Origin of the sequence: Bradyrhizobium sp. 1(2017) (assembly GCF_011602485.2) — a bacterium.
In the GTDB taxonomy this organism is placed as follows: Bacteria; Pseudomonadota; Alphaproteobacteria; order Rhizobiales; family Xanthobacteraceae; genus Bradyrhizobium.
Genome location: NZ_CP050022.2, coordinates 5,711,820 through 5,732,763, shown reverse-complemented (window position 1 = coordinate 5,732,763; position 20,944 = coordinate 5,711,820). Strand labels below are relative to the sequence as shown.

Here is a 20,944-nt window from a genome sequence, read left to right as displayed (position 1 = left end):
CCTGGGATAGGATGATTGCGGACCCTTCTGATGACCGATCGTTTCGCGAATTCCATGTCTACGGCGCTCCGCCACCCCGGCGTGATCGCACTCATCATTGCCGCTGTGACGATTGCAGCAATGTTGATCGTTGACCACGGTCCGTGGAACCGCGCCAAGACCCAGCCGGCTCATGTGGCGATGTACGCGACCACAGGCGAGGCTGCGCACGCCGCGGGCGCCAAGGTACTTCCGACCGAACCGAAGTCGCCGGTCGAGCCCGAGCGGCCGGGGCCGAAGACGTCCCCGACCGTCAATCCCGTGACGCCGTAGCTGCAAGCGCGCACTTATTAACCCGCCGCACTCGTAAATCCGGAATGTCTGCTTCTGCACAGCGACTCCACCGGAAGATTTCCCGGTTGCTCGCCTTTTAGTGTCTTGTCGACGAAGTCGCTGCGCGCCGAAACAGGTCGACTAAATTGGGACCATAGGACATCAGCGCCCCGCTTTCACATAGACGTCGGCAGGTGCCATCACGGGCAAGCCATACGCCATCGCTGCTTGCCCTACGGATTGACCCAGCGCAACAACTAGGCGGTGGGACCGCGAAAAGTAGAAGTGAAGGGAGCCACCGCTTGCTCCCGCGAGATGACGAAGCCGAAGACCCGCGCAGCGGTCGCAATCATGTCCAGTTCTCGGCAAATCTCCGTCATCAACCCGAAGTAGCGTTGATCACTGACGCGCAGTCGCGTGTTCGCAAGTCATGTCTTCACGTCCGCTTCCGCTTTCATGAATCAAATGGGAGTTTCCATGCGCCATTTGCCCAACGATACAATTACGCTGACGATCCCGGAAATCAGTTTCGAAACCTTGTTCGGCGATCCTGATTTCCCGGCCAATGCGCATGGCGGCAACGACACCCTCACGATCAACGTCGAAGGTATGACGTTCGCCAATCTCGTGGGCGATGCTGCGAGCCTGCTTGATCGCTCCCAAGGTGGCAACGACACACTCACGGTGAACATCGAAGGCTCGCTCAACACCGTCATCGTAGATGGCGATGCGCAATCAATGTCCGGCCATGCCAAGGGCGGCAACGACACGGTGACCGGCGACAGCACGAACTCGCTCCGCAACGGCTTTTCGCTCTATGGCGATGCCGAGGGCGCCATGTCTGACCACGCGCAGGGCGGCAACGACACCGTCATCGGCGTGTTCGGCGGCAGATCATTGAATACGCTGGTCGGCGATGCCGGCACCATGTCCGGAGACGCCCACGGCGGCAACGACACGCTGGCCGCTTTCCAGACCAATCAGGACGGTTCGGCGGTCCTGTACGGCGATGCCGTCGGCATGACTGATCGCGCGCAAGGCGGCAATGACGACCTTACCTTCACGATCGGGAGCGACGCCCAGAACGGAGGTGGGGGTCTGTACGGCGATGCGGGTGGACTCGCGGGTGATGCACGCGGCGGGAACGACACACTCACCGTCCTCGATCTCAGCGGCCATCTCAACTACGAATCCTTCACGATGATCGGCGATGCCTATTCCATGTCCGACAACGCGCATGGTGGCAACGATGTCCTCACGGGCGGGTCGTACGCCGACTACGTGGTGGGCGATGCCCTGCACTACACTCCTGCCGCGCCGGGCTCGATCACGGGAGGCAGGGACATCCTGAACGGTGAGGGTGGCGATGACGAGATGTGGGGCGGACCGAACAACGACGTCTTCGTGTTTGACAGGGGCTCGGGCCAGGATCTGATCCACGATTTTGATCAAGGCAACAAAGCCGTCGGCAGCACGGTGACGGAGAACGATTTGATCGACGTGTACGATTATGGTTTTGGGGACTGGGCTGCGCTGAAGAGCCTGATCGACGACGACAGCTCGGGCAATGCCGTGATCCATCTGACGGCCAGCGATACCATAACGCTGCAGGGCGTCCATTCGGCGGACCTACATGCGACGGACTTCATCGTCTAGCGCCATGTCAACGGCTGACGCGAATACCTTGCGCGACGTATTCGCCGGCCCTCGGCCCGCAGGCTGCACGTCGGCATTGAGCAAGTTGGAGGAGTCCCAGAGGTCGCTGACAGGCTGACAGCTTCACCGATCACCGCCGCTCGCAGTCCGTTCAGGGACCCAAGCAGAGGTCGAAGCGAGCAAGTACCCGCGCTTGGCCTGCCGTGGCTAGTCGCAATGGCATCAGCCTTGTTCGGTAAAGGGCCACGATCGGGCGTCATGCCTTGCGAACATCAGCCTTCATTTGATCAGCTCGTCGGCCGGCACGTGAACAAACAGGAGTGTCGCAGACAGGATCGGGGTCAGCCGAAATCACGGACTTGGAACGCCTATAGCTGCGGTCCAGATAGTCCGACCTCTCGCTCAGCGCGAAGGACATTACCATAGAGATTGCTGATCCATTGTCTTCCGCTCGAGGTTACGTTCAGATAACGGATGGCGGTTTGGATGTGCGGTGCGACCTTGGTCCAATAGAATTGAGGATATTTGTACACCACGTCGGCGGGCGTGGTGTACCCGAGCGATTTATTGAGGCCTATCTCCTCGAATTCGTAGAACAGCGCATTTGATTTCTTCATGTAGTTCGGATCGCCGAGCTGACCGATCAGGTCGGCGGCGCGAAGCAGCAAACCTTCCTCTTCGTCAAGATCATCCTTGAATTCGTTTGCTGATGCGTCGGCATAAGGAAAGCGAGTGTATTCGATGGCTTGGGCAACGCGAGCGGCGTCAATTTCGTCGACTGGGTCAAGACGCTCCACGGCAAATAGTTTCGAGCGGTCGACGTGATATGGTGCAAGCGCTGCATCGGAGGAGCCGATCGGTAGCTCAACCGTTCGACCGGTACCGTCGACAACATAGGCTCCGTCCTGGTCTCCTTGAACTATTCCCCGAACGTAACCGATGTCGTGAAGCAGGCACGCGAGGATAAAGTGAGCATAGTCGCTGGCGGTCGTTGGCCTCAGAAGCGAGCGCCCGATCAGGATGTCGTGCCCCACCAGCGTGACCAACAAGGTGTGCTCGACGTTGTGGTAGAGTGCATCGCTGTTACCGATACATTCCAGGGCCAGTTTTGCTGCGTAGGGGAGCAATTCCGGCAAGCTGGCGTGGGACGAGCCGAAGCGACCGCTTGTCTCCGAGATCAGGAATGCACCGAGCGCCTGGGACGTCAGTTCTGGAATCGTAATCATGAAAAGCTCTCACTTTGGCCGCCAACCTTCAGGAGCCCTTCGGCAGGATGGAGGGGACGATCCTGGAAGGGTGAAGCCAAAGAATGGGTGATGCTTGACCTAGATCAACAGCAGCGACGTAGGGCCACGGAGCCCGCTAGCGGGCCTACTGAGCCGGAGTTGAGGATGACCATGCCGGATTCGATGCTCCGTGACAGCCAACGTCGTCCGTCGATCAACCAGCAGAGAATGTCCAAGCGTGGCACGAGAAAGCGGAGGACGACGCCTGCGGTTGAAAGTGCGGCATTAGCCGGTTGCTGGCTCACTCGATTACGCGGCTCGCGAAGCCGCAGGTCCGCTTTGGGCAAAACGGGAAACACTCTGGTTAACGAGAGCGTTTCCGCTTAAGTCCCAAAGCCGACCTGGGCCTTTATGAGCCACGTCCTCGTCAGCTCTTGCGGCCGTAGCTGAGCAATCCGCCGCTGGTCTTCGGCGGATGCGCGCGCAATGCCTCCTCATTTGGTTCGGTGCCCCAGCCGGGGCGATCAGGGATGACCAGATGGCCGTTCTGGATCTCCGGCTCGTGCGTGAAGAGCTCGTGATCCCAACCGAGACGGTCGATATCGATCTCCATGATACGCAGGTTCGGCACAGCGGCGCAGAAATGTGCGTTCATCATCGAGCAGAGATGGCCGTAGAAATTATGCGGCGCGACGTTGACCTCGAACGCCTCGGCGGCAGCGGCGATCTTCATCGATTGCCAGACCCCGTTCCAGGGCGTGTCGATAATCGCAACATCCATCGCCTGCTCATGGAAATAGGGCAGGAATTCGCGCAGGCCCAGCAGTGTCTCGCAGGACGAGATCGGATGCGGGCTTTGCCGGCGGATATAGCCGAGCGCTTCCGGATTGAAGCTGTCGATCTCGATCCAGAACATATCGAGGTCAGCGATGGTGCGCAGAATCTTCAGATAGCCTTCGGTCTTGGCGTTGAAATTGCAGTCGAGCAGGATGTCGACATCGGGCCCGGCGCCGTCGCGGATCGCCTCCAGATGCATGCGCAGGTCGCGGAGGATCTTGCGATCGACGTTGATCTCGGGTGCGAAGGGGGAGCCGAAGCCCGGCCGCCAGCCGGTCGGCCTGCCGTCGTCGTAGGAGAAGATGTTGGTCTTGAGCGCGGTGAACTTCTTCTCGCGGACCTCGCGGCCCATCGCCTTGACGCCGTCGAGGCTCTCGATCGGCGGCTTGTACCAGGAGGGATGATTGATCCGCCACGTCGCGCAATGCGACCAGTAGACCCTGACGCGGTCGCGGATCTTGCCGCCGAGCAGTTCATAGCAGGGCACGCCGAGACACTTCGCCTTGGCGTCGAGCAGCGCATTCTCGATCGCGCCGAGCGCCTGCGCCACCACGCCGCCGGCGGCGGGCCGCGTCGCTGCGAACAACTCGGCATGGATGCGTTCGTGCTGGAAGACGCTCTGGCCGATGACGCGGGCGGACAGGCGCTGGATCGCGGCGCCAACGCCGGGAGAGCCAAAGCCCTCGTCGAACTCGCTCCAGCCGACGATGCCATCCTCGGTCGTCAGCTTGACGAAATGGTAATTTCGCCAGCCAGCGTCGCAGGCGAGGATTTCGAGATATGTTGCTTTTGATTTGGTCATAGCGCTCCCTCAACCCCCGGCGGGGCAGTGTTTTTCTTGTGGTCCGGTCGCAATCCCGGCCTCCTGCCGCCCGAAAACCCCGTAGTTTTCGGTGGGGACAGCATGACGATTCCTACGTCTTTTGGCCACAATCGGAATCGACGCTCCTGCCATGAAATTTCTGGCGATGATCTCGATTTTGGCGCTGCTCACGATGAGCGGGGCCGCGATTTCCGATCAGATACTGACGGCCGATCAGCACGCCGCGCGAGGGGTGGAGTAGCGCGGCGGGAGAAGGCAAAGTGTGATGACGATTGATCCTGATCTCGTCGCGCTCTGGTCAGCTGATCACGGACGAGCCGAGCAAAGCGAGGACGGCCAGTGCCATCAGCGCGGTGCCGAGCCAGCCCAGCGCGATCAGCCATGAGCGGGCCTTGAAGCGGCCCATGATCGCGCGGCTCGAGACGATCACCATCATCATCGCCATGATCGGCACGGCGACGATGCCGTTGAGCACGGCGCTCCACACCAGCATCTGAATCGAATCGATCCCGGTGAAGCCGAGGCCGAAGCCGATGATGGTTGCGGCCGCGATGATCGTATAGAAGCCCACCGCCTTCTCGGGCTTCGCCTCCAGCGTGGCGCGCCAGCCGAAGATCTCGGCGACGCCGTAGGCCGCCGAGCCCGCCAGCACCGGAATCGCAAGAAGCCCCGTGCCGATGATGCCGAGCGCGAACAGCGCGAAGGTGAAATCGCCCGCGAGCGGCCGCAGCGCTTCGGCGGCTTCCGTCGCCGAATTGATCCTGGTCACGCCGTTGGCATTGAGCACCGACGCGGTGGTCAGGATGATGAAGAAGGCGATGCCATTGGACAGCAGCATCCCGCAAATGGTGTCGACCTTGATGCGGTCGAGCTCGTGGTGGCCGCCGCTCGGCAGGTCGCGCAGTGGCTTGTCGCGCCGGCCCTGGTTCATCTCCTCGACCTCCTGCGAGGCCTGCCAGAAGAACAGATAGGGGCTGATGGTGGTGCCGAGCACGGCAACCACCATCAGGAAGTAGTCGGCGCTGACATTCGGCTTGGGCCACACCGCGGCGAGCAGCGCCGTGCTCCACGGGATCTTCACGGTGAAGGCGGTCGCGACATAGGCAAACAGCGCCAGCGTGAGGAATTTCAGCACCGGCGAATAGCGGCGATAGGGCAGGAAAATCTGGAGCAGGGTGGAGCCGGCCGCGAAGATCAGCGCGTGCTCGTGATGGAGCCCGCCGATCACGAGCGCGAGCGCTTCCGCCATCGCGGCAATGTCGGCCGCGATGTTGAACGTGTTGGCCGCGACCAGCATGGATACCAGCGAGAGAACGACCCAGCGCGGCGCAAGCTGCATAATGTTGGCGGCGAGGCCCTTGCCGGTGACCCGCCCGATCTGCGCGCTCACGAGCTGGATCGCGATCATGCACGGCGTGGTCAGAAACACCGTCCAGAGCAGCCCGAAGCCGAATTGCGCGCCGGCTTGCGAATAGGTGGCGATGCCCGAGGGATCGTCGTCGGCCGCCCCGGTGATGAGGCCGGGGCCGAGCCTTTGCAGCAGCGTCGGGGCGGATTTGGTCGGAGCCACGGCGCTGTCGCGCATGACGGAGAACCTCCCTGGAACGTTTCTCTAGCCAATGCAAAACTGGGAACGAGAGTTCCTGGGCCGGTGCCGGTGTTCGCGACGATCGAGTTCTGATGATTCGAATAGGCGAGGCGGGCGGCAGCAGCCCGTTGCAAGCATGCGCGAGGTGGACTCCACGCGAGGCGTTGGCACTCTCGTCGGCCGGATACGCCGCGGGATGACCCGCGATCAGCAGACTACAAAAGGTTCCTCTCGCGCTTCAAAAATAAAGCCGCCGCCCGGTGCGTTGCCGCGCGCGCGGTTTGCCGCTACCGTGGCGCATGTCCCTCCTGAACTTTCGCCTTTCCGTCCCGGCACCGGCGCTGTTCGCTTCGTTTCTGACGCTGGATCAGGCCATCCTCGATGCGCTTCCGATCGGCGTCTACGCCTGCGACGTCGACGGCCAGATCGTTCGCGTCAACCATCGGGCCATCCAGCTGTGGGGCAAGGCCCCGAATTCGCTCGATCCTGCGCAGAAGTTCTGTGGTTCATTCCGGGTCGAGACGCTGGATGGCGATTTCATTCCGCCCGAGGAAACGCCGATGGCGCAAGCCGTGCTGACCGGCAAGAGCTTCGAGGGCGTGGAGGTGGCCGTCACCAATCCCGATGGAGAGCGGTGGGTGGCGCGCATCAATGTCGCTCCCCTGCGCGACGAGGATGGCGAGATCGTCGGCGGCATCAATTGTTTCCTGGACGTCACCCACGAGCACGAGATGCGGGTTGCGCTCGAGCGGCAACAGCGCACCTTCGACCTCGCGATGATCGCCTCGAGGATGGGGACGTGGCGCTACACCATCGCGGACAACATCTGCATCTATGATCACAACGCCCAGCGGCTCTATGGCCTGACCGAGGCCCGCTTTCTCCACGACAAGGACGGCGTCGAGGCCAAATTTCACCCCGACGACATGGACCTGATGTGGGCCCGCGTGGCCAAGGCGCTCGATCCCGCGGGAGATGGCCGCTACGACGTCGAGTACCGGGTCAAGCAGCTCGATGGCAGCTGGCGATGGCTGAGCGCCTGGGGCCTCGTGGAGTTCGAAGGCGAGGGGGCCGCGCGCAAGCCGGTTGCGATCGCCGGCGCGAGCCGCGATCTCTCCGAGCTCAAACGGGGCGAAGAGCTGCAGCGCCTGCTGACCAACGAGCTCAATCACCGGGTCAAGAACCGCTTGCCACGGTGCAGTCGATCGTCAATCAGACGCTTCGGGGGGCAGTCGACGTCGAGGCGGCGCGCAAGACGGTCAATGCGCGTTTGCTTGCCCTGGCCGGCGCCCATGATCTCCTGACCGCGCGGGCCTGGGCGGGCGCCGACCTCGCTGATCTCGTGGCGCGCGCCATTGCGCCGTTCCCGGTCGGCCAGTTCGCGCTCACCGGCCCGTCGCTGGTGGTCCTGCCGACCCAGGCGCTGGCGCTCTCGCTGGCATTGCACGAGCTTGCCACCAACGCGGCGAAGTACGGTGCCTTGTCCCGTCCCGAAGGCCGGGTCGAGATTTGCTGGGACGCGCGGGACGAGGAGGTCGATCTGAGCTGGCGCGAAAGCGGCGGTCCGCTCGTTGCTCCACCGAGCCGTCGTGGATTCGGCAGCCGCCTCATCGAGCATGCCAGCCGCGACCTGGCCGGGCGCTTCCGGTTCGAGTTCGATCCGGCGGGCGTTCGCTGCTGGATTTCGGCGTCCCTTGCCACACGCGATGAGGATTTGCAGGCCATCGCCTAAGGCTCTTCGGGGGCCGGAGGTTTCGCCGGCAGCCACGTAAAATCCGAATTGTATTTCGGATTGCCAAAAATGCGCTTGACCCGTCGGGCAAAACACCTGTATAGGTAGATCATCCCAGCTTGGGTCGCGCACGAGGCCGCGACCCGCATGGGTTCTCCATTCGAAGGTCCGCCGGTCTACTTGACGCTGACGAACATGCCCCAGGCGGCGGCCAGCGCCGCGCCGGTGAAGACGAGCACAGGGCTGTCGCAGAACGTGCTGCCATATCTGCAGACGTCTGCGCCGAATTGTCCGAGCTCATGGCGTCCCGCGGAATAGAACAGTCCCGACAGCATCAGCAAGGCGGCGGCGACGTAATACATCGACGATCTCTCCGAAGCTTTCCCGATGGCGTCCTTGCAAGGAGCGCCAGGCGACATGTCCCAGCATGGCGCGAAGAGCTTTCATTCCGCCAAATCCGATACGCCGGATTTGAATAAAGTTGACGGACATTTCTTTCCCGACGCCATTCCGGCACCGTGGATCGCTGAATGAAAAAAGGCCCCGCAGCGCGGGGCCTTTGTCTTGTCGGGCCTGGCGGACCTATCGGCGCGTGCCCGCGCCGTAGAGCTCGCGCTCGCGGCCGACGTCTTCCGGGGACAGTGGCGGGCTTGCCGCGTCGAAGTCGTTCCAGCCGGACTTCTGCCAGGCCGCGCTGCGCTCCCCAAGGTTGACGGATCTTTCGTGCAGCAGCGCATCGAGGCGTGCGCGATCCGTGTCCGCGACCCGCGCGGAGACGAGCGTGCCGCCGCGGCGAACGCCTTCGGCATAGCGCGATGCGTCTTCCTTCGAGACGCCGGCTTGGGTCAGCGCGCCGACAATGCCGCCGGTGGCCGCACCGGCTGCGGCGCCGACGGCGGTGGAGGCGAGCCAGCCTGCGGCGACGACCGGCCCGAGGCCGGGGATCGCGAGCATGCCGAGACCGGCGAGAAGGCCCGCCGCGCCGCCGAGGCCGGCGCCGATGCCGGCACCTGCGCCGGCGCCTTCGGCGCGGTCGTCGGTGCCGTCGCGGTCACGGTCGACCTTGCCGCGCGAGGAGCCGTACCAATTGTCGGAATTGTTGGCGACGAGGCTGATGTCGGAGTGCGGCACGCCGGCGCTCTCGAGCCGGGACACGGCGCGCTCGGCATCGGAATAATTGTCATACAGGCGAGAGATGGTGGTCGTCATGTGATGTCCTCTTTACTTGACCGGGTTCACGTTGCCCTGGAAGTCGACGCTGACGTTGGTCTTGGTGCCGGCCTTGTCGGCCTTGCCACGCCAGACGCCCTCGTTGTCCTTCTGCAGGCCCGAGACGTTGGAATAGCCGGCGTCCTCGATGCGCGACTTCGCCTGTCCCTCGGTGAAGCTGTTGCGGCCCGCCACTGGCTTGTTCGAGTTGTTGTGGTCCGAGCTGTTGACCGCGTTGTTTTGCGGGCCGCTTTGCGCGGGCTGCGACTGGGCGCCGGCGGGCACCGCGGCGAGCAGCAGCAAGGTTGCGGCCAGCAGAGTTGAACGTCTCATGTTGTTGTCTCCTGCAAGTGATTGTGCCGGCGACAACAGGTGAGAGTCGAAATGGTTGCTAAGCTTTCCCTATTGTTCGCTGCGGCGATTCGGACCGCTTCAGGATCGGCGCGCGTGCTGATGCAGCGCTGCCGATCACCGCGAGGCTTGTCGCTTCGAGGCTTGTCGCTTCGAGGCTTGTCACTTCGAGGCTTGTTATTTCGAGGCTTGCGTCGTTTCGCCGTGGCTCCGCGTCGCGGGCTCCCAGGGGGCGGGAAGAACAACGCGGATGGGCCGGGCCTCGGCGGCGCTTTGAGCAGGAGGAGGAGCTTGATCCCTGACAGGCTCGGCCAGCGCGACGGCCATCATGGCCACCAGCATTGCCGCAGATGTCGTCACGAGTCGTAGATCCAGCATCGAAGCCTCCTGTTCGCGCACCAACGCGGGACCCGCGCATTGGTTCGCAGGCTTGACCGGGAACAAGTGGCAATTTTTCCGGTTTGGAGATGACAGGCCCGGATGACCGGGCCGCTGGAGGAGGAAGACAAAATGAATATCAAAGCGATCATTGCCGCCGCCGTGCTGACGTCAGTTGCGGCCCCCGCGTTCGCGCAGTCGTTCTACGTGGTGCAGGACGTCAAGACCAAGAAGTGCACCATCACCGAAGCCAAGCCGACCACCACCGAGACGACCGTCGTCAGCGGCGACACCGTGTACAAGACGCGCACCGAAGCCGAAGCCGGCATGAAGACTGTCAAGGTCTGCACAACGAACTAAGCGAAGCGATCGCGCAGGTGATCGACCAACATGGCCCGCGCGGAGCAATCCGGCGCGGGCTTTGCTTTTGCATCGGAGCCCGGCGGCCGGCGGCCGATCATGCCGCGCTTCGAAGCGGAGGCGAGGCCGCTCCACCCACGAAACACGACTGAAACAATGCTGAAACCCGATTGTCTCGAACTCCCCGGCCGCGGGCCTCGACCAACGAAGCGAAAAGGAGAGACAATCATGATCCAGATCGGTTCGAAGGAAGAAGTCGCTTTGCTGCTGGCGCTGTTCGGCACCCACACCCAGCCGGTGCGGCGGCCGAAGCCGAAATCCCCGCGCCAGTGAGGCAGGATGACATGCCCGGTCTGGCCGACTGCCTCAGCCTGTTGCGGCTCCTGATCGCGCGGGGAGATCCGCAAGGCATCCCGCTCGCCGAGACGGCCATCGATCAATATCTGGCCCTCACGCCGGCCGGCGCCCGCGGGCGCGGGCTGAGCGTGCTCCAGCTCGACGCACGCGACCAGCACGTGGCCGCGGTCGGGGTGCAGCGCTCCTTCGCGGAGACTGTGGACGCCTATATCGCGCGCAAGCTCGCCGAGCAGTGAGCCGGCGCTCGCCGCGCAGCGTCGGCGCCGTTCCCGGAACCCGTTGATCCCAAGCCAAATTTTTGCATCCCGCAAGAAACCTTTGTCCGCGCCGAACTTAACTTAGGTAAAGGATTGCGAAGATGCCCCGATATTACTTCGACCTCCGCGACGAGAAGGGCGTGGCGCTCGACGAGGAGGGATTGGATCTGGCGAGCACACGCGCCGTTCAGGCCGAGGCCGCCAAGTCGGTTGCCGACATGGCGCGCGATGCCGTGCTATCCGCAGCGTCCACCGGCGGCAGGCAGACGATGGCGATCGACGTGCGGGACGAGGCGGGCCCCGTGATGCAGGTGACGTTCTCGTTCGTGATCGAGAATCTCAAGACGCGATCGCACGCAGGCGATCATTGACGCGTGACAGTGTCCGGCAGCGATTGCTCGGACTCGAGCACCGCGATCTTGCGGCCGAGCTGCCAGACCTCGACCTTGCCGTGCCGCGTGTACTGCTGCGCGAAGGTGAGGGCGGAGGCGTCGGACACCGCCTCGAAAGCTTCGGCGGAACGGAAGACGCCGTTTTCGCCGACCAGATAAGCGCGATATTGCTGCATCATGTCGGCGCCCTCAGGCCGGGCGATTGCAGCCAGGCATCGATCTGCATGGCCATCTCGTCCTGCCGCGCCCGGCGCAGCAGCATCTCGCGGCGGCGGCCCGGCGCCAGCGCGCGGGCTTCCTCGCGGCAGCGCGCGGCTTCGTCCGCGAGACGTTCGGTGAGTGTCTTGGACTGTTTGAAACGACGCCTGGTCTGCATAGCGCATCTCCCTTTTTCGCGTGAGGGCGGGAGCGCAATCTGGCGTTCTCGTCACCGATCTATGCCACGGGCCGTGCGGTGATGGCTCAACCGTACGCCTCGGCAAGCGCCGTGTCTGTATCTTTTGATAGTCCGCGATCACTTATTTTCGAGAGCAAGTTCAGCGCCTTGAGCCACTTACTCATCTTGGGCAATCGTGTCCTGCGTACACTTTTGAACATAGCCGGCTTCTGGCCGTTGACATGTCATCACCGGCCGAGGCTCTGCCCGTAGGCGTCGGTGGCTGAGAGACCGAGCGTGCTCCCGCCTGCAAAGCGAAGGGAGCATCGCCATGCCAGCCGACCGCGGTCTCGTAAGCCGCATTCACGACGAGATCGCCGCCATCGCGCGGCAGAACGCCTATGTGCGCGACCTCATCGCGCAGTCCTGCGAGCTCCTGAGACAGAAGGCGCCGGACACGTTCCTGGGCCGCAAGACCCACGAGCCTTTCCCGGCTGAGGCCGGGTTTGAGCCGGAGAGGGAGCGCTGCCGGCCGCCCCACGAAGTCGTGACCCCCAGGTAACGGTCGCTGTCGTAACGCGCCGGACGCGTGCGGCGTATCCCCGGTAACCCGCCAGACGCGGGGAGCACAGGGGAAGACCACGTCCAATGACAACAGAGTTCAACGTCGCCGAAGCCGGCAGCGGATCCTACCGCCCTCTCGCCATCCTGCGCTGGGTCATGGTGATCGTGTTCGTCTCGTTCGGCATGCAGAAGTTCACGCCGCAATCGGCGCAGGGCATCGCGCAGTTCATCGCGAACAGCCCGTTCATCTCCTGGCTCCAGGTGTTCGGCCTGCGCGGCGAGGCCTATGTGCTCGGCGTCACCGAATTCGCCATCGCCGCGCTCCTGATCGCCGGCGCCTTCAACCCGCTGCTCTCGGCGCTCGGCGCCTTCATGGGCGTCGTCACCTTCGCCGTCACCTTCTCGTTCTTCTTCACCACGCCGGGCGTGGTGACATGGAGCCTCTCCACCGACCCGATGGCGTGGAATCTCACCGGCGAGTTTCTGTTCAAGGACATCGTGCTGCTGGCGGTGTGCGTGGTGCTGCTGCTGGCGTCGGTGCGGGGAGTGGTGGGGAGGGGCGGAAGGTGATGTAGCAGAAGACGCGCGATCTGACTTGATGAACAGTCGCTCATGAAGGCTTGCGTTCTTCGGCGCGCGGGTGCCTCGTTCATCGGTCGTACGCGGCAAGAAACAGCAGTTTGACATTGTTCCCTTTTTGTTCTATGTAACGAAGGGGTTCAACCTTTGGGCGAGACGAGTATCTCGGCCAAGCGTTCGGTGGGGCAGTTAATGGGTAACTCATTTCTCGCTTTTGTCTTGCTGGACAGGCCGGTCACGCCCGACATGTCCGCTGTCGCCAAAATCCTTCGTGCGCGACATCCGGATTTGACGACGGGGCCGGACGGTCCTGGCGAGCAACAGGTCCAGGCAGGCTCACCGCTCATTCGCTGCGGCAACGAACTCGTTGCCGTCATGTCGATGCCGGCTCCCATTCCGGAGGATAGCAGCCTGTGGGGGCGCGCCGCCACGACCTGGCCGGAGAGCAAGGCTGTGGCTGCCCGGCATCGCGGTCATCTGATCGTCTCGACGCTGGGAAAGAACGCGCGGCCGCTCGTCGCTGCGCGCGTCACCACTGCGGTGATCGGCACGTTGATCGCCGCCATGCCGGAATGTTGCGGCGTGGTGTGGGCCGGCCGGGTGGCGCGTCCGTCCGGTCTTTGGCTGGAGATGTCGAGGCATTCCTTTGCACCATTTCCCGACTATCCCTTCACGCTCTGGCTCGACATTCTTCCCTTCCAGTCGGACGGGAAGATCGGCGCGATCACGGTCGGGTTGTCCACCTTCGTTGGGCGCGAGATCGAGTTCGAGACCGCCAAGCTGACGCTGCCGGCACTGATCGACAAGGTGGCCGGACTTTCCGTCTATCTGATCGAGCACGGCAACGTGGTGAAGGACGGCGACACGATCGGCGCAAGTGCGACCGAGCGTATCGCGGTTCGGTACAGGAATTCCGAGATTCTTGGCGGACTGCCGGTGTTTTCTTGTACTGATGACTTCGCAGACTCTCTCCAATGAATTGTTTGAGTCTTTGCATTTGCCTCCGTGACCCAAGCCGATCGTTTGGCACGTCGGGTGCCTGCGGCGTTCAACCAAAACTCACTCTTGAGTAGCGAAGAGGCAATTCTGTTGCGAAGTACGGACGTCCAAAGTTCTGAGAACAATGAGTCATACGAAAGGAGCGATGATCTATGGCTACGCCCCACGTTGGAGGCCGAAAGCGAAGGGCGCCAAAGCTCTATCTTGTCACGTCGGATTTCAGGTTTCACACGGCTGCCGGAGTGGAATTGGAGAATCTTGCCGCCTTGGGCGTCGGCAACGTGCTCCTGGCGCCGCGACGCAAGAGAGGCTTCCCTCCGCTGCCCGAAACGCCACGGCTGCTGATCGACAAATCTCTCGGGCGGCCGCCGGTCGATTGGGAGAAATTTCACGACTTCTGGCTCATATCCGATCGGATGAAAAACGTTCTCGAGACCGTGGATCAAGAGGGTGTGGCGTTCTTGAGGTGCGAAACGCGGTCGCTCAAGGGAGGTGCGCCCGTTTATTGGCTTTGCGATTTCGTACGCCGAGTCGAGGTCATCGACGAGGTCGAGTCGACCGTCACGGTCCTGGATGATGGGACAGATTTCAGGCGGTACGATAGCATGGCGCCCTCAAACTTTGTGTTCCGAGAGGACGCCATCGGCTCAGCTCATATTTTCCGGCCACGCTTTTTGGAGCAGTGGATTATTTGTGACCAGGGAATGAAGGACGCCTGTAAAGCTGCTGGCCTCAGAGGCATGAGCTTCACAACTCAATTCGGCTATTAGAGGAGCCTTCGTCCGTGGATTCTTCGCGAGCAGACTGGTGTAACATCTGACTTGCCCCGCCGTGGGCTCGTCTCCAAATCGCTCGTTTGCTGAGACATTTGCACGAGGCCAGCAAGGCGCGGATGCCCTGCTTTGTTTGCAGTAATGCGAAGCGCTGCCGTCGTCATTGGCGAGCACGCAAGAAGCCGACTTCGCTGCTGGCCATCCACTAAGCATTTCAGATCAGACCCGCCGGCTGCGATCACCAGCAGCTCGGATGCCGGCTTGCGCCAGAAAGCAGCAGTCGCATGCTTCAAGATCATCACGTTTTGCCGCAGAAATTTGCAGGCCATGAGGTCGTCCGTCTCCTGAGAGGCCGGTTCGATCATAATTCGGTTCAAAATTTGGTAACGTTGCCGTCTAAGCAGCTTCCGGCAAAGGAGCTCGGTTCGAGCCCGCATACGGGGGGACATCTCGGAACTTACTATAAGGGATTTTGCGACTATCTAGAAGAGCTCAAAGTGTCTCCAAAGTTCGTGGCTGCTAGTGCGGGCGATGCACGCGCGCTGGACGAGATAGCTTCCGACGTGAACGCCTTTGTCGCCGCTGCCAAGTACGCGGTAGCGAACGGCCATCTGCTTCCCAATACCCCGGAGGGAGTGACGACTGAGGAGGCAAACGGTCAGAACCACAAATGGTTTTCGAACGCCGGGAAATATGCCGCGGACAATGCGGAACAAATCCAGAGGATGCGGGAAACAGTCGATCAGTTCGATAATGCCGGTCGACAAGATGCGGCCTTGGCTTTTCCAATTCTGTCTCCGACGAGTGGTGTCAGCATGGCCGAGAGGATCGAAATTCTAAAACGCCTGCAACGCTACCCGATCTCGCTGCAATTCACTGCTGTCGACCCTGTCCCCGCCCTGCCGGGACTTGTTCCCTCCCTGATCGACACTCGCTTGCGAGGATTTTCTCCACCCGCTCATTCCGACCAAAACGCAAGAGAAGGCTTTACACCGAGTGATCCGCGTTTAGCGGGCCAACTGCCGGCCTTTCCCGCGCCCAATCGAGATGAGCAACAGTTCGATCAGCTGCCACCGACGGCAGCCGCCCCGCTAGATCCTTTGGTCCTCCGTTCCGACCCGGCGTCCGGAACGCCGCTGCCGTTCTACGATAATCCTTTGGCCGGCGGCTCATCGGTGACGCAGAATGCTTTGCCTTGGTTGGCCGGCGCCGCCGCAGCGGGCGTAGCGACTCCTTTCATTCCCGCCTGGCTGCTTACCCTTGGAGGCATCTTGGCGCTTTCGCGCGCTGCCAGCGCGCAGGATAGCGGTCTGGATTCGAAGATTGGTGCCGCCACTCCTGGCGGAGTGTTCTCGACAAGAGCGACTGCATTCAACACATTGCCCACTGGGCTTAACATGGACAAAGGGGGTAGCAGCAACGCCCATTCGGTATCCAGGTTCGGGCTGCATCCCGGCGGTGTCCTCTCCCTCGATCCGGAGGCGCACGCTAGCTCTTTTGCAGATCGCTTTGGCAACTGGACCAGCACGCCAAATGACATCGCGCCTGCCGAAGGCCTACCCGAAGCTGTGCCTATGCCTAGCGCGGGATCAGTCCCGCCCGAGGACATCCGGCGTCTCGCCCGTGTCAACGCGTCGAACGCGGGAAGCGTGTTCACATCAGGCAGTGAGCCGGTCCCGTATTTGCCTTCCACCGAATTCAACGAGCGGTTTGGAAGTTGGACCGTGCCGACCGCTGACGGCCGGCCGACGCCGGCGAGCAAACCGATCGCCGCGTTTGGGGATGAGCCGAGCTACCTCATTCCGCCACCGATCTTCGGAGTGGAAAGCACTGGCAATCCGCATAAAGACGCCGAGGAATGGTTCTCGCGCTGGATACGACCACTCATTCGCCCGGAGTGAAGGCCGGTTGCTGCGCCGGCGACGTAATCGAGATCGTTCGTTTGACACGTCGGGCAAAACGCTGGCATGATGGCATCATCGAAAAGTTCGGATCAAGCCCGCGGGAAGCCGCGGGCTTTTTCGTTGGAGCCGCTGTCACGTTCGTCCACTACGCAGCACCCGGTCCGAGCCACTTCGTCAGCGCCTCGTCCAATCCGCGCTCGCTCCCGTCTCCCACCCAGGCCACGTGGCCGTCGGGCCGCACCAGCACGGCAGCGGGCGCGGCGACGTCGCCGATGGCCGGAAGCTGCCATGGGCCGTCATAGTCGGCGTCGACGAGGGCGATGCGATCGGCCCAGGGCGCCGCCTTGACGCCGCCGCGCTGACCGAAGTTGAGCAGCACGCCGCGCGCGCCGTGCAGCAGCGTGAACAGCCGTCGCGGCTGTCCGTCGAGCAGGAGATCGAGATCGGGCATGCGGCGGCCGAGCAGTGCGTGGCCTTCGCCGAGATCATAGCTGATGTCGAGCCCGCTCATCATCGCGCCATAACGCCGGCGCGGCGCCTCCATGCCGAGCAGGTCGGCGACGACCTCGCGCGCGGCCTTGAGGCCGTCATCGCCGCGGCGGAGCAGGGTGATCTGCGCCATGGTGGTCTTCAGCACGCGCGCGGCGACGGGATGGCGCTCGGCATGATAGCTTTGAAGCAGGCTGTCGGGCGAGATGCCGCTCACCACCTGCGCCAGCTTCCAGCCGAGATTGACCGCGTCCTGCACACCCAGATTGAGGCCCTGTCCGCCGACGGAGTGATGGATATGCGCGGCATCGCCGGCGAGCAGCACGCGGCCCTTGCGATAGGAGGTGGCCTGCCGTGCCGCATCGGTGAAGCGGGAGATCCAGGCGGGGTTTTGCAGGCCGAAATCGGTGCCGTAGACTGCATTGAGGGCCTCGCCGAGATCGCGCAGGCCGGGCTCGCCGGTCCGATCGAGCGTCGCTTCGGTCACGACGACCAGCACGCGCCCACTCTCGGTCTTGCTGATGCCGTGAAAGCCGAGCGCGTCGTGATGCAGTCCGAATTTTGGCGCCTCGCGCATCTCGACCTCGGCCATGAGATTGCTCAGCGTCGGATCGAAACCGGCGAAGTCGATGCCGGCGGCCTTGCGCACCAGGCTGCGACCGCCGTCGCAGCCGACGAGATAGTTTGCGCGCAGCACCTTGTTGCCCGACAGGGTGATCTCGACGCCGGTCTCGTCTTGGGCAAGGCCCGTGACCTCGGCGTTGCGATAGATCGGCACGGCGAGCTCGGTGACCCAATCGGCCAGGATGCGCTCGATGTGGGTCTGCCGCAGCGCGAGCCCATAAGGGTGCCTTGTGGGGAGGTCGCTGATGTCGAGCCTGGTCCAGGCGAAGCCGGCGAGCTGGGTGATCTGGCCCTCGCGCAGGAAGCGGTCGGCGACGCCGCGCTGATCGAGGATCTCGAGCGTGCGGGCGTGCAAGCCGCCGGCGCGCGTCTCGACGATGGCTTGATCGGGGCGCCGTTCGATGATCGCGACGTCGACATCCGCAAGCGCGAGCTCGGCGGCCAGCATCAGCCCGGTCGGGCCGCCGCCGGCGATGATGACGGCATGATCGGCCATCGCCGCGGTGCGCGCGCCGGCGCGATGCGCCTCGTCGCGGGAACGGGACCTTGGAAGCAATACAGGCATGTCGTGACCCCCTCGATGTCGCTGGCCGGGTCACGGGTTCTACGGCAGGGACGGGGACTTGAAGCAAGCCCCTTGCAGACACCATATCAAGCTGGGAGGAAGGGCTTGCCGTTCCTCGTTTGCCGCGTTGACACGTCGGGCAAGACACTGGCAAAGCAGCAGCATCGAAAGAGTTCGGTTCGCCCGCGCGGGAACAACCCGCTGCGGGTTTTCTTTTGCGCCCGATGTTCAGCAGATGCCGGTGGTTCGGTGCATCATGTCGGCGAGCTCCTCGAACGAGAACGGCTTGCGGATCATCGGCAGGCCGCCGCGCCGGGGCTCGCGACCCGACAATTGCAGCACCTTCAGCTCCGGACGGACGCGCCTGGCGAGCTCCGCCAGTTCATGCCCGTCCATGCCGGGCATGTTGATGTCGGTGATGAGGATGGAGATCGCTTCGTTCTGCTCGAGGCGGTCGAGGGCATCCGCGCCGCCTTGCGCGCTGATCACCTCGCAGCCGAGCTCCTCCAGCATGTCCACGACCACGTCGAGGACGGCGGGATCGTCGTCAACAACCAGAACGGTGTGGCGCATCTCACGAAGCTTCCCTGCAACGAAGGATTAAACGCGCCTCTCGTCGGGGTGGTTCCCTCGAGCCTAATCGTCTTTCGACAAATCGCCGGGCTTGGCGGGAAGGTCGATGGCGCCGCCCTCGCCATGCACGAGATCGCGATCCCCGTCCCCGGTCGCGGCGTCTTCGATGATCGCGTCCTGTGGCTTGTCGCTGCGCGGCTCCTTTTGGTGGCGCGGGCCGGCTTCGCTCGGGTTGCGCGATGTCTGTCGAGAAATCGTCTTGGCGGGCATGGGCCGATCCTCCTGATCGGCTAACTTTCGCAAGCGCCGTAAGTTCGTTTGACACGTCGGGCAAAACACTGGCATAATGCCATCATCGAAAGACGTTTGGTTAGCCCGCGCGGAGAAGTCTGCGGCGGGCTTTTTCATGTCGACATGCTCATGAACGTGGGCTTTGACGCGCCGGGCAACACACCGGCCTTTGGACATCATCGAGACGAGCCTGGTTCACCCGCGCGGACAACATCCGCCGCGGGTTTTTTCGTTCTCGATTGCGGAATCGGACGGTGGCCACGCATTGCGGCCACGCACTTGCTTGATACGCGTTGAGGGAGCGCCGATCGGCGTGCCGCCGTCCGAACCATTGCTGGCCGTGCACGCGCGAACGTGCCGGCCCGCGGCGCTAAGGCCATTGGCCGCGCCGCTGCGGTCTCCGGAGACACGGAGATAGGGTTCGCGCCCGAAACGATCGCGCCTGATGGCCGCGATCTGCCGCGCATTTTCTTCGCCAAGGAGGAAACGATGACCGCTTATCTGATATCGCTCGCGCTCGCCGGTCTCGTTGCAATCGTGCTGTGGGAGACCTGTTCTTGAGCGAGGAGGCGAGCGAGCTTGCGAGCGCGCCGGCGCGCCTGCTCGCGACCAGGACAACGACACGGGCGCGGACATTGACCGAGATCCGCTCGCTGGCGCGCAGCCACACCAGGACGGCCATCCGCGTCCTCGTCGGCATCATGCGCAGCGACGACGCGACGCCAGCCGCCCGCGTCTCGGCGGCCAACGCCATTCTCGATCGCGGCTGGGGCAAGGTCGCGCAGCCGGTCGAGAATGGCGAGGATCAGCCGCTCGAACTGGTTCACCGGGTCGAGAGGGTCATCGTGCATCCGGACGACGCCGGCAATGCCGACGCCGAGCCCGAGGCCTGAGCTGATGGAAATCTCAAATTCGGAATTTTCGATGGATCGCTTGACACGTCGGGCAAAACACTGGCAGAATGGCATCATGGAAAACGAGTTGGTTCAGCCCGCGCCGAGCAATCGGCCGCGGGTTTTTCGTTTCCGGTCCGCAATGTGGCGCAGGCGCACGTGACCTGCCCTGGGGCGAGCGAGCGTAGCCATTGTCCATCCTGAAAATCCCGACGGCCAAGATCTTCGAGCCGCTGCTCAAGCCTGCGCGTTACAAGGGGGTCTATGGCGGACGCGGCTCGGGAAAATCGCACTTCTTCGGCGAACTTCTGGTCGAGACCTGCCAGGCCGAGCGCGGCACCCTCGCGGTCTGCATTCGCGAGGCGCAGCGCACGCTGGCGCAGTCCTCCAAGCGACTGATCGAAGGCAAGATCGCGAGCCTTCGCCTCGGTCACGGCTTCAAGCTGTTCAGCGACAAGATCGAGACGCCCGGGGACGGGCTCATCATCTTCCGCGGACTTCAGGATCACACGGCGGACTCGATCAAATCCTTGGAGGGGTTTCGCATCGCCTGGATCGACGAGGCGCAGTCGCTCAGCGCACGCAGCTTGGCGCTGCTGCGGCCGACGATCCGCGCCAAGGACTCCGAGCTCTGGGCGAGCTGGAATCCACGCCGCAAGAGCGACGCCATCGACGATTTCTTGCGCGGGCGCCGCCCCGACGGGGCAGTGGTGGTGAACGCCAATTGGCGCGACAATCCATGGTTTCCGGAGGTGCTCGCGGAAGAACGGTTGCTGGATCGGAAGCTCTATCCGGAGCGGTATGACCATATCTGGGAAGGCGATTATGCCCGCGCC

General features: G+C 63.0%; 25 protein-coding genes and 1 pseudogene. 15 read left to right on the top strand and 11 right to left on the bottom strand.

The genetic code is table 11. From position 1 onward, the window contains the following. Nucleotides 1–30 precede the first annotated feature (30 nt). Both HAP40_RS27240 and HAP40_RS27235 read left to right on the top strand, forming a co-directional pair. Nucleotides 31–312, top strand: coding sequence for a hypothetical protein (locus HAP40_RS27240; protein WP_208024882.1), 282 nt, complete (start codon nt 31–33; stop codon nt 310–312). A 477-nt stretch (nt 313–789) separates the two neighbouring features. Continuing rightward, complete coding sequence (locus tag HAP40_RS27235) at nt 790–1,968, top strand: calcium-binding protein (protein ID WP_166814844.1); 1,179 nt, start codon at nt 790–792, stop codon at nt 1,966–1,968. A 368-nt stretch (nt 1,969–2,336) separates the two neighbouring features. Here HAP40_RS27235 and HAP40_RS27230 read toward each other — a convergent pair whose 3' ends face one another. The 3 genes from HAP40_RS27230 to HAP40_RS27220 form a co-directional block, all read right to left on the bottom strand. Next, nucleotides 2,337–3,194, bottom strand: coding sequence for an HD domain-containing protein (locus HAP40_RS27230; RefSeq protein ID WP_166814845.1), 858 nt, complete (start codon nt 3,192–3,194; stop codon nt 2,337–2,339). 427 nt (nt 3,195–3,621) lie between these two features. After that, entirely contained in the window at nt 3,622–4,833 is a 1,212-nt protein-coding gene (locus tag HAP40_RS27225; RefSeq protein WP_166814846.1) for a mandelate racemase/muconate lactonizing enzyme family protein, read from the bottom strand. A 319-nt stretch (nt 4,834–5,152) separates the two neighbouring features. Then, nucleotides 5,153–6,439, bottom strand: coding sequence for an NRAMP family divalent metal transporter (locus tag HAP40_RS27220; protein WP_166814847.1), 1,287 nt, complete (start codon nt 6,437–6,439; stop codon nt 5,153–5,155). Nucleotides 6,440–6,741: 302 nt separating this feature from the next. Between HAP40_RS27220 and HAP40_RS27215 the strand changes: the two genes are divergently transcribed. Together HAP40_RS27215 and HAP40_RS27210 are read left to right on the top strand one after the other, a co-directional pair. After that, entirely contained in the window at nt 6,742–7,746 is a 1,005-nt protein-coding gene (locus HAP40_RS27215) for a PAS domain-containing protein (protein ID WP_166814848.1), read from the top strand. Then, nucleotides 7,638–8,174, top strand: coding sequence for a sensor histidine kinase (locus HAP40_RS27210; RefSeq protein WP_166814849.1), 537 nt, complete (start codon nt 7,638–7,640; stop codon nt 8,172–8,174). Before HAP40_RS27215 ends, HAP40_RS27210 begins: the two co-directional genes overlap by 109 nt. Before the next feature lie 176 nt (nt 8,175–8,350). On the opposite strand, the gene HAP40_RS27205 is transcribed toward HAP40_RS27210, so the two are convergent. From HAP40_RS27205 to HAP40_RS27195, 3 genes are all read right to left on the bottom strand, one after another. Beyond that, nucleotides 8,351–8,536, bottom strand: a complete 186-nt coding sequence (locus HAP40_RS27205; RefSeq protein ID WP_166814850.1) for a hypothetical protein — start codon at nt 8,534–8,536, stop codon at nt 8,351–8,353. A gap of 220 nt (nt 8,537–8,756) precedes the next feature. After that, on the bottom strand, nt 8,757–9,383 hold the full coding sequence (locus HAP40_RS27200; RefSeq protein WP_166814851.1) for a hypothetical protein: 627 nt from the start codon (nt 9,381–9,383) through the stop codon (nt 8,757–8,759). Between the two features lie 12 nt (nt 9,384–9,395). Continuing rightward, a complete protein-coding gene (locus tag HAP40_RS27195) occupies nt 9,396–9,716 on the bottom strand; it encodes a hypothetical protein (protein ID WP_166814852.1) in 321 nt (106 codons plus the stop codon). Nucleotides 9,717–10,244: 528 nt separating this feature from the next. Here HAP40_RS27195 and HAP40_RS27190 point away from each other — a divergent pair. From HAP40_RS27190 to HAP40_RS27180, 3 genes are all read left to right on the top strand, one after another. Further along, the gene (locus tag HAP40_RS27190; RefSeq protein WP_166814853.1) at nt 10,245–10,472 is read left to right on the top strand and encodes a hypothetical protein; all 228 of its coding nucleotides are present in this window, start codon (nt 10,245–10,247) and stop codon (nt 10,470–10,472) included. A 344-nt stretch (nt 10,473–10,816) separates the two neighbouring features. Beyond that, nucleotides 10,817–11,065 (top strand): hypothetical protein, encoded by a 249-nt coding sequence (locus HAP40_RS27185; RefSeq protein WP_166814854.1) that lies wholly within the window; start codon nt 10,817–10,819, stop codon nt 11,063–11,065. Nucleotides 11,066–11,187: 122 nt separating this feature from the next. Beyond that, complete coding sequence (locus HAP40_RS27180; RefSeq protein WP_166814855.1) at nt 11,188–11,457, top strand: DUF6894 family protein; 270 nt, start codon at nt 11,188–11,190, stop codon at nt 11,455–11,457. Here the strand turns inward: HAP40_RS27180 and HAP40_RS27175 are convergent. Continuing rightward, the gene (locus HAP40_RS27175) at nt 11,451–11,657 is read right to left on the bottom strand and encodes a hypothetical protein (RefSeq protein ID WP_166814856.1); all 207 of its coding nucleotides are present in this window, start codon (nt 11,655–11,657) and stop codon (nt 11,451–11,453) included. The two genes, HAP40_RS27180 and HAP40_RS27175, sit on opposite strands and share 7 nt — an antisense overlap. Beyond that, nucleotides 11,654–11,854 (bottom strand): hypothetical protein, encoded by a 201-nt coding sequence (locus HAP40_RS27170; protein ID WP_166814857.1) that lies wholly within the window; start codon nt 11,852–11,854, stop codon nt 11,654–11,656. Before HAP40_RS27170 ends, HAP40_RS27175 begins: the two co-directional genes overlap by 4 nt. A gap of 331 nt (nt 11,855–12,185) precedes the next feature. Here HAP40_RS27170 and HAP40_RS27165 point away from each other — a divergent pair, with 331 nt between their 5' ends. The 5 genes from HAP40_RS27165 to HAP40_RS27145 all read left to right on the top strand — a co-directional run bounded on the left by HAP40_RS27165 (nt 12,186) and on the right by HAP40_RS27145 (nt 16,670). After that, the gene (locus HAP40_RS27165) at nt 12,186–12,416 is read left to right on the top strand and encodes a hypothetical protein (RefSeq protein ID WP_246741306.1); all 231 of its coding nucleotides are present in this window, start codon (nt 12,186–12,188) and stop codon (nt 12,414–12,416) included. 86 nt (nt 12,417–12,502) lie between these two features. Further along, on the top strand, nt 12,503–12,988 hold the full coding sequence (locus HAP40_RS27160) for a DUF417 family protein (RefSeq protein ID WP_166814858.1): 486 nt from the start codon (nt 12,503–12,505) through the stop codon (nt 12,986–12,988). A 384-nt stretch (nt 12,989–13,372) separates the two neighbouring features. Beyond that, a complete protein-coding gene (locus tag HAP40_RS27155) occupies nt 13,373–13,975 on the top strand; it encodes a DUF4261 domain-containing protein (protein WP_246741307.1) in 603 nt (200 codons plus the stop codon). Between the two features lie 263 nt (nt 13,976–14,238). Next, nucleotides 14,239–14,766 (top strand): imm11 family protein, encoded by a 528-nt coding sequence (locus tag HAP40_RS27150; protein WP_246741352.1) that lies wholly within the window; start codon nt 14,239–14,241, stop codon nt 14,764–14,766. Between the two features lie 287 nt (nt 14,767–15,053). Further along, nucleotides 15,054–16,670, top strand: coding sequence for an AHH domain-containing protein (locus HAP40_RS27145; RefSeq protein ID WP_166814861.1), 1,617 nt, complete (start codon nt 15,054–15,056; stop codon nt 16,668–16,670). Between the two features lie 148 nt (nt 16,671–16,818). Here the strand turns inward: HAP40_RS27145 and HAP40_RS27140 are convergent, their stop codons facing one another. The 3 genes from HAP40_RS27140 to HAP40_RS27130 all read right to left on the bottom strand — a co-directional run bounded on the left by HAP40_RS27140 (nt 16,819) and on the right by HAP40_RS27130 (nt 19,194). Next, nucleotides 16,819–18,351 (bottom strand): FAD-dependent monooxygenase, encoded by a 1,533-nt coding sequence (locus HAP40_RS27140; protein ID WP_166814862.1) that lies wholly within the window; start codon nt 18,349–18,351, stop codon nt 16,819–16,821. A gap of 228 nt (nt 18,352–18,579) precedes the next feature. Then, a complete protein-coding gene (locus HAP40_RS27135; protein ID WP_166814863.1) occupies nt 18,580–18,924 on the bottom strand; it encodes a response regulator in 345 nt (114 codons plus the stop codon). 63 nt (nt 18,925–18,987) lie between these two features. Further along, nucleotides 18,988–19,194 carry a hypothetical protein gene (locus tag HAP40_RS27130; RefSeq protein WP_166814864.1) on the bottom strand — a complete coding sequence of 69 codons (207 nt, stop codon included), beginning with the start codon at nt 19,192–19,194 and terminating at the stop codon, nt 18,988–18,990. A gap of 375 nt (nt 19,195–19,569) precedes the next feature. Here HAP40_RS27130 and HAP40_RS27125 point away from each other — a divergent pair, with 375 nt between their 5' ends. From HAP40_RS27125 to HAP40_RS27115, 3 genes and pseudogenes are all read left to right on the top strand, one after another. Next, complete coding sequence (locus tag HAP40_RS27125; RefSeq protein WP_334270714.1) at nt 19,570–19,776, top strand: hypothetical protein; 207 nt, start codon at nt 19,570–19,572, stop codon at nt 19,774–19,776. Then, nucleotides 19,773–20,108: a hypothetical protein gene (locus HAP40_RS27120; RefSeq protein WP_246741308.1), complete on the top strand. Its 336-nt coding sequence runs from the start codon at nt 19,773–19,775 to the stop codon at nt 20,106–20,108. The genes HAP40_RS27125 and HAP40_RS27120 overlap by 4 nt, the downstream gene beginning before the upstream one ends. A 191-nt stretch (nt 20,109–20,299) precedes the next feature. Further along, a pseudogene (locus HAP40_RS27115) lies at nt 20,300–20,860 on the top strand (phage terminase large subunit); the annotation flags it as partial. Nucleotides 20,861–20,944: the final 84 nt, after the last annotated feature.